We start from the raw sequence: 17,327 nt of genomic DNA, 5'->3' as shown, positions 1-17,327 counted from the left end.
GTTTGTGGGCGATGAGGGGTTCGAACCCCCGACCCCCTCGGTGTAAACGAGGTGCTCTGAACCAGCTGAGCTAATCGCCCTATTCTTAGCTTTTCACGAAGCGTGTTGTTCGTTATTGCTGGTGCAAAGATACACCTAGAATTGGTATTTACAAGCGTTTTTTAAAAATATTTTAATAAAATTTCACCTCTTTTTTCTTTTATCCTCAAATACAATAACTTACTAAAAAATATTGTGATTATTATTTTTTTGTAATGAATCCCTATAGTGGTACATTTGCATCATAAACAAATTATAATGGCAAGGTACAAGGAAAATGATTTACCGAAAGCGAAATTAAATTCGAATTCACTTCACAAAGCATTAAGGATTTTTAAATATGCTAAAAACCACAAATGGAAATTCTTCGTTGGATTGGTTTTCTTATTATTAACTAGTGCTACTGCCCTAGCCTTTCCTAAATTAATGGGAATGTTAGTTGACTGTGTTACTAATAAAGACTTAGATAAAGCTAACGAAATTGCCCTAGCCTTAATGGGAATTTTAGTCTTGCAGGCAATCTTCTCTTTCTTTAGAATATCACTCTTTGTAAACTTTACTGAAAATTCGTTATCAAACATTCGTTTTGCACTTTATGAGAATTTAATCAAGTTACCAATGACTTTTTTCTCTCAAAAACGTGTTGGAGAATTAAATAGTCGCATTAGTGCTGATATTTCGCAATTACAAGATACATTTACTACTACTATAGCTGAATTTCTACGTCAATTTATATTAATTGTTGGTGGATTCATTATTTTGGGAAGCATTTCTCCTAAATTGACTTTAATGATGCTATGTATTGTTCCTATTGTAGCGGTAGGAGCAGTCCTTTTTGGTCGTTTTATTCGTAAATACGGAAAGAAAACTCAAGACAAAGTAGCCGAAAGTCAAGTTATTGTTGAAGAAACACTGCAAGGAATCACTAATGTTAAGGCTTTTGCCAATGAGTGGTATGAATTGCAACGCTATAAAAATAAGATTAACGAAATAGTAAAAATCGCTATCAAAGGGGGACAATATAGAGGGTATTTTGCCTCCTTTATCATATTGTGTCTTTTTGGATGCGTTGTGGCTGTAGTTTGGTACGGAATCACATTGACAATTAAAGGTGAAGTAGAAGGTGTTGGAGATTTGATCTCCTTTATATTGTATACTACTTTTATTGGAGCCTCTTTTGGTGGAATTGCTGAAATGTATGCACAAATTCAAAAAGCGGTGGGTGCTACTGAGCGTGTTTTTGAACTGCTTGATGAAGTGCCAGAGGTAATTTCTACAACTCCTAACACAGCAAATATTGAAAAATTAAAAGGAACAGTATGTTTTAAAAACGTTGCTTTTAGCTATCCTTCGCGTAAAGAAATTAAAGTTTTAAATGATGTGAATTTTGATGTGGCTTTTGGCCAAAAAATTGCCATTGTAGGTCCTAGTGGTGCTGGTAAATCTACTATTGCGTCATTATTACTTCGTTTTTACGATATTGAAAGTGGTACTATTACTATTGATGATAAAAACATCTACGATTACGATCTTGAAACATTACGTGGAAACATGAGTATTGTTCCCCAAGATGTAATCCTTTTTGGAGGTACAATTAAAGAAAATATTGCTTACGGTAAACCTGATGCTAGTGATGAGGAGATTTACACTGCAGCTAAACAAGCCAATGCGTTGAACTTTATCGAAAGTTTTCCTGAAAAATTTGAAACCGTTGTGGGAGAAAGAGGAATTAAACTTTCTGGAGGGCAACGACAACGTATTGCCATTGCTAGAGCGTTACTTAAAAATCCAAGTATTTTGATTTTAGATGAAGCGACTTCTTCTTTAGATAGTGAAAGTGAAAAATTAGTTCAAGAAGCATTAGAAATTTTGATGCAAGGAAGAACCAGTATTATCATTGCCCACCGTCTTTCAACCATTCGTAGTGCTGACCAAATTTTAGTTTTAGACCACGGTGTTATTTCTGAAAAAGGAACACATCAAGAACTAATGGCTTTAGAAAATGGAAAATATAAAAACTTAAGTAACCTACAATTTACCGAATTCTAATTAACAACCAATGAAAACAAAGCTAAATAAAGCAGCTGTTCTATTATTTTTATTTTTTTTAAAATCTGTTGCTATTCAAGCACAAGAGAATAAAAGTCCGTTTGTAGTAAACCTTTCTGAAGATGGAAAAAAATACATTAAATTTGGTGCCAACCTACAAATATGGGGACGTTACACTGAGCTCAATCCGAATAGTAAAATTGGTGATAATGTAGTTTCACAATCTACTGATGTTTTAATTAGGAGGTTGCGTTTACAAGCAAGCGGTATGCTTACTGATAATGTTTTTTTCCATATTCAATTAGGGCAAAACAATATCAATTTTACACAAAATTCTGGACCATCTAATGCACCACTATCTCTTTTAGACGCTATTGGTGAATACCGTTTTAATGAAAAGTTTAATTTAGGTGGAGGTCTAACGGCTTGGGGAGCTGGAACTACACGCTATTCTGCAAATAGTTCTTCTTCACAAATGACACTGGATGCACCTATATACCAACAGAATATTAATATCTCATCTACTTTTGGAAACAGAAATTTAAGTATTTATGCCAAAGGAATGTTTGATAAATTAAGCTATCGTGTAGCGATCACAAATCCGTATCGCAATGCAACAAGTACTTTGAATCTTAATTCTACAATTAGTACACACACTCCAAAAGCGCAATATTCAGGTATGTTGACCTATGCTTTTGCAGATAAAGAATCTAATAACGAACCGTACAATAAAGGAACTTATTTAGGAACTAAAAAAATATTTAATATTGCTGCGGGCTATCTAACGCAATCAAAATCAATGTGGAGAGTAGATCCTAATGATGCTACGGCTACATTATATGAGGACATGAATATTCTAGGATTAGATATTTTTTATGATAAACCTCTGAGTGCAAAAGGAGATGCATTGACCGTTTATGCTGCTTACAATAATTGTAATTTCGGGAAAAACTACATTCGTAGTATCTCAACTCCTAATCCTGCAATTGCTGATGGATCGCTTATTAATGGTTCTGGTAACGGATTCATTGGTGTTGGAACCGGAAATATTTATTATAGCCAAGTAGGTTATTTATTTGCTAAAGCAAAAGATGCCAATATAAAAGGCCGTATTCAGGCTTATGCAGCAGGTCAAATAGCCGACTTAGAAGCACTAAACAGCCCAATGAGTATGTATGAATTAGGCGCTAATTATTACTTAACAGGATCATTAGGTCCTAAGTTAAGTTTAGGATATCAAAGCAGAGCTATATTTGATAAAACAGCTGATATAAAGTATTCTCAAAGTGACCGTAAAGACATGTTTGTATTGCAATTTCAGGTATCTTTCTAAATTTCTAAATAATTGTAATAAAAAAGGTTTCGCTATAATGGCGAAACCTTTTTTATTTAGAAGTGAGCCATTAATCTTCTTTTCTTCTTTTTCTTTCTGCTTTTATCATTTCTAATTCACGGCTTGTTTGCCCCGCTACTGAAGTATTTTCTTCCGCACGACGAATTAAGTAAGGCATCACATCCTTAACTGGTCCAAATGGCAAATATTTAGCTACATTATAACCATTTTCGGCTAAGTTGTAACTGATATTATCACTCATACCATATAATTGTCCAAACCATATACGGTTATCATTCGACTCAATTCCTTTACTTTTCATTAATTTCATTAAAGTATAAGTACTTGATTCATTATGTGTACCTGCAAAAATTGACATTTGGTCTAAGTGTTCCAACATGTATTTTACAGTAGTATCATAATTTATATCGGTATCATTTTTTGAAGCACAAATAGGTGTTGGATATCCTATTTCGGTAGCACGTACATTTTCTTTTTCCATGTAAGCACCACGAACTAATTTCATTCCGATATAAAAACCTTCATTTTTTGCTGTTTCGTGCAGCTTTTTTAAATAATCCAATCGATCCCAACGGTACAATTGCAGTGTATTAAATACAATTGCTTTATCCTTATTGTACTTGCGCATCATATTAGTGACTAAATCATCGGCAGCATCTTGCATCCAGCTCTCTTCACCATCAATCAATAAAGCAACATCTTTTTTATGACCTTCACTACACACTAAATCAAAACGAGTTACTACTCGATCCCATTCAGCTTGTTCAGTAGGATTTAATAATTCATTGCGTCCTATTTTTTCATACAATTCAAAACGTCCAAGTCCCGTAGGTTTAAAAACCGCAAACGGAATCGCCAAACGCTCTTTAGCAAATTCAATTGTTTTAAGAGTCATTTTTAAAGCTGCATCAAACTGATCCTCTTCTTCTTTTCCTTCAACAGAATAATCCAAAACCGAAGAAACTCCTTTGGTATACATTTTATCAACTACAGAGAGGCAGTCTTGCTCATTGATACCACCACAAAAGTGATCAAATACTGTAGCACGAATCAATCCTTCAACAGGTAAATGTGCTTTTAAAGCAAAGTTTGTTACTGCTGTACCAATGCGAACCAAAGGCTGATTAGCAATCATTTTGAATAAAAAATAAGCACGATCCAGTTCCGTATCGCTCTTTAATGAAAAGGCTACTTGCGTATTATTAAATATTTTGTCCATAGGGTGGTTTTTTACGCAAATATAGCTATAGTTTGATTTTATGATTGCTAATTTCTCAAAAAAAATATCCAAATTCTTTTTTATGATAATTTTTAGTAAAAAAAAGACTCCAGGAGAAAATAATCAATAAATTTGATCCAAAATATAACTTCACAACCCAGTATAGATGGCTAAAAAAAGTAAAAACGATACCAATAATCCCAATTCAGTTACTTTAAACAACAATAATAACTATTTTGAGATAATGACAATGCTTTTTATTTTTAGCATTTTACTTATTGATTTCTTTGCACAATTGGGTAGTCTCGAGATTATTGCTCCTCAATATTTATACCTTTCGATTATAAATAGTATTACAAGTTTATTTATTTATAAAAACCCAGCGCTACTATCTAATAGTATTTTCACGGTTTTCAAAAAAAGCTGGGTAATTAAAGCGTATGTAATTTTTTTAATTATCTGTGCAGTTTCTACAGTTACCGCTCACAATTTCTCTTTAGCAATAGTGAGTTTTATGCAGCTAACTATTGTGTTTTGTATGTTTGTCAATCTCGCTATACTCCTTCATAATAGATTGCATCTTATTTATAATATTACACTGTTAATAGCCGTAAGTGTTTTTATTCAATCTTTTATTGAATTAAATAATTTTATAAATCTTGCTAAGTCTAGCAGTTTAGTAGCGGCTTTTGGTGCAATAAAAGGAAATACAGGAAACATCAACATATTTGCAGCAAGTTTAACGGGTAAAATTCCGTTTTTACTTTTAGGAATTGTTCATTTCTCTAAGTGGAAAAAATGGTTTTTAAGTCTGACTTTATTTATAGCCACACTTTTAATTTTGTTAATCGCCTCTAGAGCTTCCTATATTGCCTTGTTTTTAATCGTTATTGGTTTTATTGCTACACTAACAATTATGAAATCAAATAAAAAGCTAAATATCAATTTACTTACAACAGTATTGTTGCCATTAATAATTGCTTTTTTAATAACTAATTTATTATTCAAAAAATCAGAGAGTACAGAAAGGTTTAGTTCAATATCTGATAGGGTTGCTACTATAAGTCCTGAAAAAAATGATGCTTCGGTTAATATTCGATTAAAGTATTGGGAAAATGCTATTGAAATAGCCAAAAGTAATCCAGTGCTCGGAATTGGATTAGGAAACTGGAAGGTAGAATCGATTCCTTTCGAAAAGAAAATTTCAAACAGACTAACAGTTTCTGATCATCCACATAATGACTTTTTAGAAATTGCTGCCGAAACTGGATTTTTAAACCTAATCGTTTATTTGTCTCTATTCTTTTTTGCTTTAGCAGTAAATATTAAAAGATGTAGTACTAAAAATGAGCAACAAACGCGTATAATTGCTTTTTTAGCTTTGCTATTAATGATTAGCTACGGTATTGATGCTTTATTTAATTTTCCGTTGTATAGAACTACCATGCAAATTAATTTTTGTTTGTTTTTAGTTTTGACTGTCATCAATACTAATATTGAAGATAGTACTACTACTAGATTAGCTAATAAAAATTTGATTTTGACTATAACTACATTAAGTGTGGTTGCATTGTATTTTTCGTACAGCACTTTTAAAGCCTATCAGTTAGAGAATGATATTGTAATAGATTTGGCTCAAGGTGAAGCTAATTACACCTATAGTTATGACGAGATTTTGACAAAGATTCCAAAATTCCCTAACGTAGCAACAAATTCACAACCTTATATAGAACTAGCGGGAATTTATGCTGTAAAAGAAAAAAAATACGATCAAGCGATTAAATATTTTAACCAATCAGAAAAGATAAATCCTTACACCGGAAGAGCCGAGTGGTATAAATATAGAATTTATAAAGAGAAGGAAATGAGCGATAGTGCCCGTTACTATGCTCAAAAAGCTTTTGAAATCAGACCTCGAAATGAAGATTATTATTTATCGGCATTAGTTGTTGATGCTAATGCAAAAGATACAACGGCTATTTTAAAAACCCATAATCAGTACATCAAGTACATCCAGAGTCCAAGCGTATGGATAAATACATCAAGCGCTTTGGCACAATCACAATATTCAAACAACCGAATTATTGATTTTATCGATTCTGGTTTAGTTATTTTTCCTAAGGATTCTACTTTATTGAATAGAAAAAAATCCTTTCAGAAGGATGCAGCATTGGCTAAAGCCAAAAATACTCAGCAAATTAATGTAACCGCACCAAGTAATATTATCATTGCAGCGCAATATGCAGCTAAGGAAAATTTTAATAAAGCATTAGAATATTACAAAAAAGCTTCAAAAGAAGATCCAAATAACATCATAATAACACAGAATATAGGAATTTGTTATTTTAAGACGAATCAGTTTAAATCAGCTATCGTTTATTTAGAAAAAACCTTAAATTCGCCACTACTTATAGATGGTAAGACTGAGTTTATACTTGGAGCCAGCTATTTGAATACAAATAATAAAGAAAAAGGTTGTAAAAATATGATTGCGGCCGAAAATAAAAACTATCCTGGAGCTGCAAAAATAGTAGCCCAATACTGTAATTAATTCATTATGTCAACACATCTAACAACAATACAAGCGAGTAATCATCCTATTTATTTTAATGAAAAAGGGTACGAAGCATTAAACATACATCTAAAAGAAAATAAATACTCTAACTTATTTATCATTGTTGATAGTAATACAAATGAGTTTTGTTTACCTAAATTATTACCAGTTTTAGAAACCGATTTAACGATTGAAATCATTGAATTTGAAAATGGCGAAATCAATAAAAATATTGAAACTTGCGTTCAAATATGGAATGTTCTAACAGAACTAGGAGCAGATAGAAAAAGTTTAGTGATCAATCTAGGTGGTGGTGTTGTTACTGATTTAGGTGGTTTTGTGGCTTCTACTTTTAAGAGAGGAATCGATTTTATAAACATACCTACTACCCTACTTTCTATGGTTGACGCTTCTGTAGGAGGTAAAAACGGTGTAGACTTAGGAAATTTAAAAAACCAAATAGGTGTTTTTAATTTACCCGTAATGGTATTAGTTGATACCGATTATTTAGAAACAGTCCCAAAAAACGAAATGCGTTCTGGTCTTGCCGAAATGTTGAAACACGGTTTAATTTTCGATAAAAACTACTGGGAACAATTCTTAGATTTAGATGCAATTGATTTTGCTGATTTTGATCCCTTAATTCATCGTTCAGTAGCTATTAAAAACGAAATTGTCACAATAGATCCCACTGAGAAAAATATTCGTAAGTCATTGAATTTTGGACATACCTTAGGTCATGCCATTGAAAGTTACTTTTTAGAAAGTGATGATAAAACAACCTTACTGCATGGAGAAGCAATTGCGGTGGGGATGATTTTAGAAAGTTATATTTCATTAGAGAAGAATTTAATCACCGATGCAGAATATAATGAGATAAAAACTGCGATAAAAGCAATATTTGATGATATTTCTTTTGACGAAAAAGACATCGATCCGATACTTGAATTGCTAATTCACGATAAAAAAAATGAGTACGGTAGCATTCAGTTTGCACTAATTGAAAGCATCGGTAAAATAAAAATAAATCAATTGGTTGAAAATGAATTAATTCTTAATGCTTTTAGGGATTATAAATCTTAATTTATTTTTAGGCAAAAGGATTGCATTGGGTATATTTTATTTTTTACATTTGTAGCAATGAAAAACACTAAAAACAAAGGTAATTATCGGTCGAATCGAATGGAAAACAATAGTTCTTTTTCAAGAGTATTGAAACACCTCTATTCTATTAAAGGAAGTTTTACTTTTGATATTTTTCAGTATTTAAAACTTGAGAATAAAAAACTACAAATTATATATGCGAATATTAGGGTTTGAATACTCGATTAATTCCGTTTTATTTCAATAATCTTTTATACTCAAAATACAATGAATACTAAATATTCCGACTTAATAAATCAAACATACTATTTCCCACAAGAAGAATTTACATTAAACAAAGACAACCTTCAGTTTCATAATATTGATTTGATGAAATTAGTAGAAAAATATGGTACGCCATTAAAGTTTACTTATTTACCACAAATTTCAAACAATATAAATAAAGCTAAAAGTTGGTTCAGGAAATCAATGGAGAAAAATAAGTACGATGGTAAATATTTTTACTGTTATTGTACTAAAAGTTCTCATTTTGAATTTATAATGAACGAAGCTTTTAAAAATAATATTCATGTAGAAACCTCTTCGGCTTTTGACATTAATATTGTTGAGAATTTAATGGCAAATGGGAAGATTAATAAAAGTACTTACGTAATTTGCAATGGTTTTAAAAGAGACCAATACATAGAAAATATTGCTCGTTTAATTAATAACGGACATAAAAATACCATTCCAATCATTGATAACTACGAAGAGTTAGACTTACTACAAGCAGAGATCAAAGGGAAATTCAAAATAGGAATTCGTATTGCTGCAGAAGAAGAACCTAAATTTGAATTTTATACTTCAAGATTGGGTATTGGGTACAAAAACATTGTAAACTTTTACAAAAAACAAATTCAAGAGAACGACAATTTAGAACTTAAAATGTTGCACTTTTTTATTAATACCGGTATCAATGATACAGCGTATTACTGGAATGAATTAGTTAAATGTATTAAAGTATACATTGCCTTAAAGAAAGAATGTCCTACGCTTGATGGATTGAATATTGGTGGTGGTTTCCCTATCAAAAATTCATTAGCATTTGAATATGATTATCAATACATGATTGATGAAATTATCAATCAAATTAAAATTGCTTGTGACGAGGCAGAAGTTGATGTCCCTAATATTTTTACAGAATTTGGTTCATTTACTGTAGGAGAAAGTGGTGGAGCTATTTATCAGATTTTGTATCAAAAACAACAAAATGATAGAGAAAAATGGAACATGATTGATTCCTCTTTCATTACCACATTACCGGATACATGGGCAATAAACAAGCGTTTTATTATGCTTGCAATTAATAGATGGAATGAAACCTATGAACGCGTTTTACTAGGTGGACTAACATGTGATAGCGATGATTACTACAACTCTGAGCAAAACATGAATGCCATTTATTTACCCAAGTACAATAAAGAAAAACCATTGTACATTGGTTTTTTCAACACTGGAGCTTACCAAGAAACCATAGGAGGTTATGGAGGTTTACATCATTGCTTGATTCCGCAACCTAAACATATCTTAATAGATAGGGATGAAAACGGAATTATTGCAACAGAAGTTTTCTCAGAACAACAAACTTCTGATGATGTGCTAAAAATTCTAGGTTACAATAAAAAATAAATAATTACATAATCAGTCAAAATAAAATTTCGCTATATTTGAAAGCATACAATATTCAATAGCCGATTTTTAAAAAATTAAAATCCAATAAAATGAGTAAAGGACCAATCAGTCAGTTTATCGAAAAGCATTACTTGCATTTCAATTCTGCGGCTTTAGTAGATGCAGCAAAAGCTTATGAACAACAGCTAGCAAATGGAGCTAAAATGATGGTAACTCTTGCTGGAGCAATGAGTACTGCCGAAATTGGAAAGATTTTTGCAGAGATGATCCGTCAAGACAAAGTACAAATCATATCTTGTACAGGTGCAAATTTAGAAGAAGATATCATGAACTTGGTAGCGCATTCACATTACGAAAGAGTACCTAACTACCGTGATTTGACTCCAGAACAAGAATGGGATTTACTTGAAAGAGGATTAAATCGAGTAACAGATACTTGTATTCCTGAGCATGAAGCATTCCGTCGTTTACAAAAACACATTTACAAGATTTGGAAAGATGCTGACGACAAAGGAGAACGTTTTTTACCGCATGAATTTATGTATAAAATGCTTTTATCAGGTGTTTTAGAAGAATATTATGAAATTGACCTAAAAGACAGCTGGATGTATGCTGCAGCAGAAAAAAACTTACCAATTATCTGCCCAGGATGGGAAGATAGTACTATGGGAAATATTTTTGCTTCGTATGTCATTAAAGGAGATTTAAAAGTCTCTACGATGAAATCTGGAATAGAATACATGACATTTTTAGCAGATTGGTATCCTAAAAATTCTGCTAATGGAGTTGGTTTTTTCCAAATTGGTGGTGGTATCGCTGGAGATTTCCCAATTTGCGTTGTTCCTATGTTGTACCAAGATATGGAAATGCCTGAAACTCCTTTTTGGAGTTATTTCTGTCAGATTTCAGACTCTACAACGAGTTATGGTTCGTATTCTGGAGCAGTACCAAATGAAAAAATTACTTGGGGTAAACTAGATATTAAGACTCCTAAGTTTATTATCGAATCTGATGCTACAATTGTAGCACCGCTTATTTTTGCTTATATATTAGACCTATAGAATATCATTATGAAAAGAGTAATTGTTGATTACGCAAAACTTACAAACGAAATCTTAAACTTATTGGTTGAAAGATTTCCTGATGGTTATGATGACTCAGATATCATTCGTTTTAGAAATGCTAAAAACGAATTAATTGAAGCTGTTGAAGTACGAACTGAAGACACTATTTACTTAGTTAAAGTAAGTATGAAACTAGCAGACCGTATCGAAAACCACGATGAAGATGATGAAATCGATGATGTTATCGAACCAATCATGCCAATTAAAGGGCTTGATTTAGATGATGACGAAGATGACGATGAAGATGACGATAATTTGGACAGACCGGATAATGATAGTGAAGATTCTGACGAAGATGATGATGACGATGACGAAGATTAAAAAAGCATATAAATAAAAAAAGGAACTCTAAAATGGAGTTCCTTTTTTTATACTAATAAATTATCTTTGTCTTTTAGAACTATTTTTAAGCTACTCCAGTATAAAACTATAAATGATTACATCTCAATTATTACATCAAACACTTAAGGAAAATTTTGGTTTTGAAAAATTCCGCGTTAATCAAGAAGCGATTATAAATACAGTATTGTCTAAGCAAGATAGCTTAGCGATTATGCCTACTGGAGGCGGAAAATCAATTTGCTTTCAATTACCAGCCCTGGTTTTGCCGGGAATTACGATCGTGATTTCGCCATTAATTGCCTTGATGAAAGATCAAGTAGATAGTTTAAAAACAAACGGAATTCAAGCTTGTTACATCAACAGTAGTCAAACTGCTGCCGAACAACAAGAGCATATTGAAGATTTAAAAAGCAACAAAATTAAAATTGTTTACTTAGCTCCAGAGAGTTTATCCTACTTAGAGAATTTGTTTAATATACTAACAGTAAGTCTTATTGCAATTGATGAAGCACATTGTATTTCTTCTTGGGGACATGACTTTAGACCTGCATATACCAATCTAGGTTATTTAAAAAAACGCTTCCCTTCTACTCCAATCTTAGCTTTAACCGCAACTGCTGATAAGGCTACACGTAAGGATATTAGCGATCAATTAAACTTAACAAATCCTAAGGTTTTTATTTCTTCATTCGATAGAAAAAATTTAAGTTTAGAAGTACGACCAGCATTAGATCGAGTTAAACAAATCATCGATTTTATACATAAAAAGCCTAATGAATCAGGAATAATTTATTGTTTAAGTAGAAAAACAACTGAGGAATTAGCTCAAAAATTATTAAAAGACGGAATAAATGCTAAAGCTTATCATGCGGGTCTTGATGCTAATGTTCGTTCTAAAACTCAAGATGCTTTTATTAATGATGATTGTCAAGTGGTTTGTGCAACGATTGCTTTTGGAATGGGGATTGATAAATCAAATGTGCGTTGGGTAATTCATTATAATTTACCTAAAAACATTGAAGGTTATTACCAAGAAATTGGTCGTGCTGGTCGTGACGGATTACCATCTGAAACTATTTTATTTGAAAGTTATGGTGATGTGATTCAGTTACAAAAATTCGCATCTCAAGGACTAAATGCAGAAGTGCAATTAGCTAAACTAGAGCGCATGAAACAATATGCTGATGCATTGAGTTGTCGTAGGAAAATTTTACTTTCTTATTTTGGAGAGCTTGTAACCGAAAATTGTGGCAATTGCGATATTTGCAAAAAACCACCCGCTTTTTTTGACGGAACTATTATTGCTCAAAAAGCATTATCAGCAATAATTCGTTTGAAAGAATTTGAACCATTACCAGTAATTATTGATTTTTTAAGAGGATCCAAAAATGCGTATATCTATGAAAAAAACTACCAAGACTTAAAAACTTATGCCGTTGGGAGTGATATTTCATGGCAAGATTGGAATCAATATATTATTCAGTTAATGAATCAAGGATTTTGTGAAGTGGCTTTTGACCAACAAAACAAAATTAAGCTCACAGCATTAGCACATGAGGTTTTATTTGCTGGAGAAAAAGTACAGTTAATTGAACCACAAAAAGTCGTTATTCAAAAAACAACAGTAAAAGAGCCAAAAACTAAAGCAGATGCCAACTCGTTATTTGAAGTTTTGAGAAAATTACGTTATGAAATTTCAAAAGAGGATGAAGTACCAGCTTATGTTATTTTTAGTGATGCGGCTTTACGCCAAATGGAAACCATAAGACCAATGAGTGACGAAGAATTACTCGCTATTGACGGTGTTGGAAAAGTGAAGTTAGAAAAATATGGTGATGCGTTTATAAAAGCAATTATCAATTTTCAGAAAAATAAAAGTGTAAAAACTAAAAAAGAAGCTTCTACTTATAAAGAAACTTTAAGCTTATTTCAAAGTGGCTTGACTGCTGAAGAAATTGCTGAAAAAAGAAAATTAGGACTAGGTACTATAATGTCGCATTTTGCTAAATTATATTTGGATGGATCCGAAATTGATTTACGCGAATTTATAACAGAAGAGGAAATAAAATTAGTCGCTAAAGCAAAAACAAAATTAGAGACTCCAACGACTTTAAAACCCTATTTTGATTACTTTGAAGAAAAAGTGGCTTACGATAAAATACGAATAGCATTATCAATTATCGAAAAAGAAAATCTATAATTAGCTTTAGTATGATTAACTCTTTTACTCCTTACATAAATTCAGAGACAAAAATCTTAGTTTTAGGAACTATGCCTGGAATTGCTTCTATAGAAAAGCAAGAATATTATGCACATCCCAGAAACCATTTCTGGAAAATCATGTATACTTTATTAAGCGAGATTCCCGTAGATGAAAAATTTGAAAATAAAATAAAACTATTGCAAAATCATCATATTGGATTGTGGGATGTCCTTGAAAATTGCGAAAGAAAAGGCAGTCTCGATGTAAATATAAAAAATCAAAAAGAAAATGATTTTGAATCATTACTCGAGAAGTATCCAGGCATTAAAAAAATAGTATTCAATGGTAAAGAAAGTCATAAATACTTTTTTAAAAAATTTGGACAAATAAAAGGCATCACTTATTATGTGATGCCTTCTACAAGTCCCGCTAATACCATGTCTTTTGATAAAAAATTAGAATATTGGTCTGATTTTTTAAAATAAAAGACCTATAAATACCTTTCTTGATAAATTTGTTGATGGTGTTTTTGATGACCTATGGTAATAAAACCAATCGCTCTTACCGAAACGGCATTGTTAGATGCAATTCCTGTTCTCAATAACTGCTCTTTAGAAAAACTTTTAAAAAGAGACAAAGTTGCTTGTCTAACCACAGCCATTTCTGTCAATAATCCTTGAAGATTTCTTTCATTAGCATTTGAGTTTGTTACATAATCATTTTCTTCAAAACCTGGTAATGGTGTTTGATCATTTCTAGAAATTCGTAATGCTCGATAAGCAAAAATACGTTCAGTATCTATTAAATGTTGAATGATTTCTTTTATAGTCCATTTCCCTTCAGCATAACAGTAGTCAAATTTATCCATGGGAATATTTTGAACAAATCGAATAAAATCATGAAGACAAATTTCTAATTCTTCAATCAAATCTGCCTCTTTAGCTGCTTGAACATACCCCTCAAAATAAGGGGCATATTCTGTTTTTTTTAATTCACTTGATGTCATAATATTTTTTTAAGCAGAATTTCTACTTGCATTTGTATTTCCAAATAACGAACGCATTACCAATTTTTCATATACCTTAATTAGGTTTTCATCAGGAACAGCAGCTTTATTTAATTCGTTAATTCGTAACAGAGAATATTGTTGTATTGTTAACAATGGCAGTACAATACGCTCTCTTATCTGAATAGAAGCTTTACCGTCAGGATAGTTTTCCATTAACTCAGTATGCCCCGCTATTTTTAATAATAATCGTTTTGTATCCAAAAACTCATCGTAAATAATTTGCCAAAATTCTCCAAATTCAGGATCCTTTTTCATATATGCAGTTAAAGGAAAGAAAGACTTTGCTAATGACATCATACTGTTCTCCAAAAGTGTTTTGAAAAATAAGGAGTTATCATATAAATCCTGAACTTTCTCCCATTGATTTGTTTCTTCAAAATGTTTTAAAGCAGCACCTACTCCAAAAAATCCAGGTACATTTTGCTTCAGCTGGCTCCAAGAACCCACAAAAGGTATTGCTCTTAAATCAGCAAAATCTAATTGATCCGACTTGCTTCTTTTAGATGGTCGACTACCTATATTAGTTTTTGCATAATATTTCAACGTACTCATTTGCTCTAAATACGGAATAAATTTTGGGTGGTTTTTAAAGCTTAAATATTTTTTATACCCTAAATCAGCTAACTGATCCATTACCACCTTTTCATCCGTGGACAACTCGTTTTTATTTTTGCTGAAAACTTGGTTGGTTACTCCTGCGCTTAATAGATTCTCCAAATTGTAACGGCATGAATCTAAAGTTCCAAAATTAGAACTAATAGTTTGTCCTTGAACAGTAATTTGAATTTCGTTATTTTCTATTGTTGGTCCTAAAGAAGCATAAAACTTATGTGTTTTTCCACCACCTCTAGCAGGAGGACCACCACGACCATCAAAGAAAATTACTTTAATTCCATATTTTCTAGACATCTCGGTCAAAGCTTCTTTTGCTTTAAAAATACTCCAGTTTGCCATTAAATAACCACCGTCTTTTGTTCCATCAGAAAAACCAAGCATGATTGTTTGCTTCATTTCTCTATCTTCAAGGTGCTTTGCATACATAGGATTAGTATACAATTGCTCCATTATGGTGTGTGCTTTCAATAAATCCTCTACAGACTCAAACAATGGAATGACATCTACAGTAGGTTTTTCCCAATTTGACAGGCGAATCATTGCAAAAGTTTCCAATACATTCAATGCACTTTCATTGTTACTAATAATATATCTATTAGCACCTTCCTCCCCGTTTTGCTCTTGAATAATTTTTATAGCTTGAATTGATTCAATTGTAGAGCGTGTTATTTCATTTTCAAAATCAGCTGGATTTAAATCACCTTGAACTTTAGAAAGGATTTCAAATTTTGCTGTTTCATCTAATTCATAATAGTTTTTAGGAAATATATTGCTACCGCTCTTTTGATAAAAATCAAAAATATCTCTAAAAACACCATCATGAATTCTGCTATTCTGACGAATATCAAGTGTAGCAAAATGGAAACCAAATAAGTTTACTTTAATAAGTAACGCATCTAACTCGTCTAAATATAGTGATTGATGTTGCTCAATTACAATCGTTTTAATTTTATGTAATTGCGACTTAAACTCTTCTAGAGTGATGTATATTTCTCCTTTGGAATAAAAAACAGAACGATAAAGTTTATATTCAAGTTCCGCTACCAAAACATCTACATTAAAGAAGGTTAGCTTTCTTTTTAAGTTTCTTATTTCAATATAATAACACTTTAAAATTGATGTTCTTAATCGGTCAGCTACATTCAGGGTAATCTCGGTAGTTACAAAAGGATTTCCATCACGATCACCACCTGGCCAGAAACCTAATTTAATTAATGAATTTTGAATTTCTACGTCTTTAAAAACATTTTTTTGTAAATAATGCACCATATCACCAGATGTATTATAAAATACATTTTCAAGATACCAGATCAAACTTACTGCTTCATCAAACGGATTAGGTTTTTCATTTTTTATAAATGGTGTTTTTCCTAATTGTGCCAATAAATGTTTGATTTTCAATAGCTTATTATCTCGAATTGCATCTGTTAAATCATTGATAATTCCAAGTACAGATCCAGGATAAAACTGTGTAGGATGAGCAGTTAAAACCGTTCTAACGTTGAATGTTTCTAAAAAGCTAATTAACTCCTCTTTTTTACCTTTGGCATCAGCCTTTTCTTTAATATCTCTTAACGAACCTCTACCTTCCATGTTATTTACAATAGGAAAAGCAGCATCTTCTACGGCGTCAAAAAGTACAATTTGACGTTCTATATATTGTATAAAACGAAACATCAAGTCAATTTGATCTGCTTCAACAGTGCTGTGTAGGTATTTTTCAGAGAAAAAATCAATAATCTCTTTTGGAGTTTCTTGCTTTTTAAATCCTGACTCGCAAACCTCTGTAAATAAAGGTAATAAAACACCTGTATTATCAATGGAGTCAAACGGTAGCGTGATAAATACACTGTTGTAAATGTTGTATTTTGAAAGCACGTTTTGATTAAAACGTTCAATTTTAGGTAGTGTATACATAATTTTGTTATAGTTGGTTGGTTGTAGTGGAAAATAGTTATAAAAAAATAACCCCAAGAACTAACTT

The 17,327-nt window shown here is 31.7% G+C and carries 12 protein-coding genes and 1 tRNA gene; 9 read left to right on the top strand and 4 right to left on the bottom strand.

Going from position 1 to position 17,327, the window contains the following annotated elements; genetic code table 11:
• Positions 1 to 5: 5 nt before the first annotated feature.
• Positions 6 to 80: transfer RNA gene (locus tag HNP99_RS05890), tRNA-Val, on the bottom strand.
• Between the two features lie 217 nt (positions 81 to 297).
• Between HNP99_RS05890 and HNP99_RS05885 the strand changes: the two genes are divergently transcribed.
• The gene (locus HNP99_RS05885) at positions 298 to 2,088 is read left to right on the top strand and encodes an ABC transporter ATP-binding protein (protein ID WP_173852270.1); all 1,791 of its coding nucleotides are present in this window, start codon (positions 298 to 300) and stop codon (positions 2,086 to 2,088) included.
• 10 nt (positions 2,089 to 2,098) lie between these two features.
• A complete protein-coding gene (locus HNP99_RS05880; protein WP_173852268.1) occupies positions 2,099 to 3,421 on the top strand; it encodes a porin in 1,323 nt (440 codons plus the stop codon).
• Positions 3,422 to 3,491: 70 nt separating this feature from the next.
• Here the strand turns inward: HNP99_RS05880 and HNP99_RS05875 are convergent, their stop codons facing one another.
• The gene (locus HNP99_RS05875) at positions 3,492 to 4,661 is read right to left on the bottom strand and encodes a proline dehydrogenase family protein (protein WP_173852266.1); all 1,170 of its coding nucleotides are present in this window, start codon (positions 4,659 to 4,661) and stop codon (positions 3,492 to 3,494) included.
• A 166-nt stretch (positions 4,662 to 4,827) separates the two neighbouring features.
• Here HNP99_RS05875 and HNP99_RS05870 point away from each other — a divergent pair, with 166 nt between their 5' ends.
• From HNP99_RS05870 to HNP99_RS05840, 7 genes are all read left to right on the top strand, one after another.
• Positions 4,828 to 7,212, top strand: a complete 2,385-nt coding sequence (locus HNP99_RS05870; RefSeq protein ID WP_173852264.1) for an O-antigen ligase family protein — start codon at positions 4,828 to 4,830, stop codon at positions 7,210 to 7,212.
• Between the two features lie 6 nt (positions 7,213 to 7,218).
• Complete coding sequence (gene aroB / locus HNP99_RS05865; RefSeq protein WP_173852262.1) at positions 7,219 to 8,298, top strand: 3-dehydroquinate synthase; 1,080 nt, start codon at positions 7,219 to 7,221, stop codon at positions 8,296 to 8,298.
• Positions 8,299 to 8,586: 288 nt separating this feature from the next.
• Positions 8,587 to 9,987: a type III PLP-dependent enzyme domain-containing protein gene (locus HNP99_RS05860; protein ID WP_173852260.1), complete on the top strand. Its 1,401-nt coding sequence runs from the start codon at positions 8,587 to 8,589 to the stop codon at positions 9,985 to 9,987.
• 92 nt (positions 9,988 to 10,079) lie between these two features.
• Positions 10,080 to 11,051 (top strand): deoxyhypusine synthase family protein, encoded by a 972-nt coding sequence (locus HNP99_RS05855; protein ID WP_173836213.1) that lies wholly within the window; start codon positions 10,080 to 10,082, stop codon positions 11,049 to 11,051.
• 9 nt (positions 11,052 to 11,060) lie between these two features.
• On the top strand, positions 11,061 to 11,435 hold the full coding sequence (locus HNP99_RS05850; protein ID WP_173852258.1) for a DNA primase: 375 nt from the start codon (positions 11,061 to 11,063) through the stop codon (positions 11,433 to 11,435).
• A 112-nt stretch (positions 11,436 to 11,547) separates the two neighbouring features.
• The gene (gene recQ, locus HNP99_RS05845; RefSeq protein ID WP_173852256.1) at positions 11,548 to 13,656 is read left to right on the top strand and encodes a DNA helicase RecQ; all 2,109 of its coding nucleotides are present in this window, start codon (positions 11,548 to 11,550) and stop codon (positions 13,654 to 13,656) included.
• Between the two features lie 11 nt (positions 13,657 to 13,667).
• On the top strand, positions 13,668 to 14,144 hold the full coding sequence (locus HNP99_RS05840) for a DNA-deoxyinosine glycosylase (protein WP_173852254.1): 477 nt from the start codon (positions 13,668 to 13,670) through the stop codon (positions 14,142 to 14,144).
• A 5-nt stretch (positions 14,145 to 14,149) separates the two neighbouring features.
• Here the strand turns inward: HNP99_RS05840 and HNP99_RS05835 are convergent, their stop codons facing one another.
• Together HNP99_RS05835 and HNP99_RS05830 are read right to left on the bottom strand one after the other, a co-directional pair.
• On the bottom strand, positions 14,150 to 14,665 hold the full coding sequence (locus tag HNP99_RS05835; RefSeq protein WP_173852252.1) for a DinB family protein: 516 nt from the start codon (positions 14,663 to 14,665) through the stop codon (positions 14,150 to 14,152).
• Positions 14,666 to 14,674: 9 nt separating this feature from the next.
• Entirely contained in the window at positions 14,675 to 17,260 is a 2,586-nt protein-coding gene (locus HNP99_RS05830; RefSeq protein ID WP_173852250.1) for a phosphoenolpyruvate carboxylase, read from the bottom strand.
• Positions 17,261 to 17,327 lie beyond the last annotated feature (67 nt).

The organism is Flavobacterium gelidicaeli (assembly GCF_013294005.1).
In the GTDB taxonomy this organism is placed as follows: domain Bacteria; phylum Bacteroidota; class Bacteroidia; order Flavobacteriales; family Flavobacteriaceae; genus Flavobacterium.
Note: the sequence above shows the minus strand (reverse complement) of the source record. Positions and strands in the feature narration are given on the sequence as shown.

What these genes read in the sequence shown, in the direction of transcription:
- HNP99_RS05870 (WP_173852264.1), top strand. Translation starts at nt 4,828, where the DNA reads ATGGCTAAAAAAAGTAAAAACGATACCAATAATCCCAATTCAGTTACT.
- HNP99_RS05830 (WP_173852250.1), bottom strand. Translation starts at nt 17,260, where the DNA reads ATGTATACACTACCTAAAATTGAACGTTTTAATCAAAACGTGCTTTCA.
- HNP99_RS05835 (WP_173852252.1), bottom strand. Translation starts at nt 14,665, where the DNA reads ATGACATCAAGTGAATTAAAAAAAACAGAATATGCCCCTTATTTTGAG.
- aroB (WP_173852262.1), top strand. Translation starts at nt 7,219, where the DNA reads ATGTCAACACATCTAACAACAATACAAGCGAGTAATCATCCTATTTAT.
- HNP99_RS05850 (WP_173852258.1), top strand. Translation starts at nt 11,061, where the DNA reads ATGAAAAGAGTAATTGTTGATTACGCAAAACTTACAAACGAAATCTTA.
- HNP99_RS05855 (WP_173836213.1), top strand. Translation starts at nt 10,080, where the DNA reads ATGAGTAAAGGACCAATCAGTCAGTTTATCGAAAAGCATTACTTGCAT.
- recQ (WP_173852256.1), top strand. Translation starts at nt 11,548, where the DNA reads ATGATTACATCTCAATTATTACATCAAACACTTAAGGAAAATTTTGGT.
- HNP99_RS05860 (WP_173852260.1), top strand. Translation starts at nt 8,587, where the DNA reads ATGAATACTAAATATTCCGACTTAATAAATCAAACATACTATTTCCCA.
- HNP99_RS05880 (WP_173852268.1), top strand. Translation starts at nt 2,099, where the DNA reads ATGAAAACAAAGCTAAATAAAGCAGCTGTTCTATTATTTTTATTTTTT.
- HNP99_RS05875 (WP_173852266.1), bottom strand. Translation starts at nt 4,661, where the DNA reads ATGGACAAAATATTTAATAATACGCAAGTAGCCTTTTCATTAAAGAGC.
- HNP99_RS05840 (WP_173852254.1), top strand. Translation starts at nt 13,668, where the DNA reads ATGATTAACTCTTTTACTCCTTACATAAATTCAGAGACAAAAATCTTA.
- HNP99_RS05885 (WP_173852270.1), top strand. Translation starts at nt 298, where the DNA reads ATGGCAAGGTACAAGGAAAATGATTTACCGAAAGCGAAATTAAATTCG.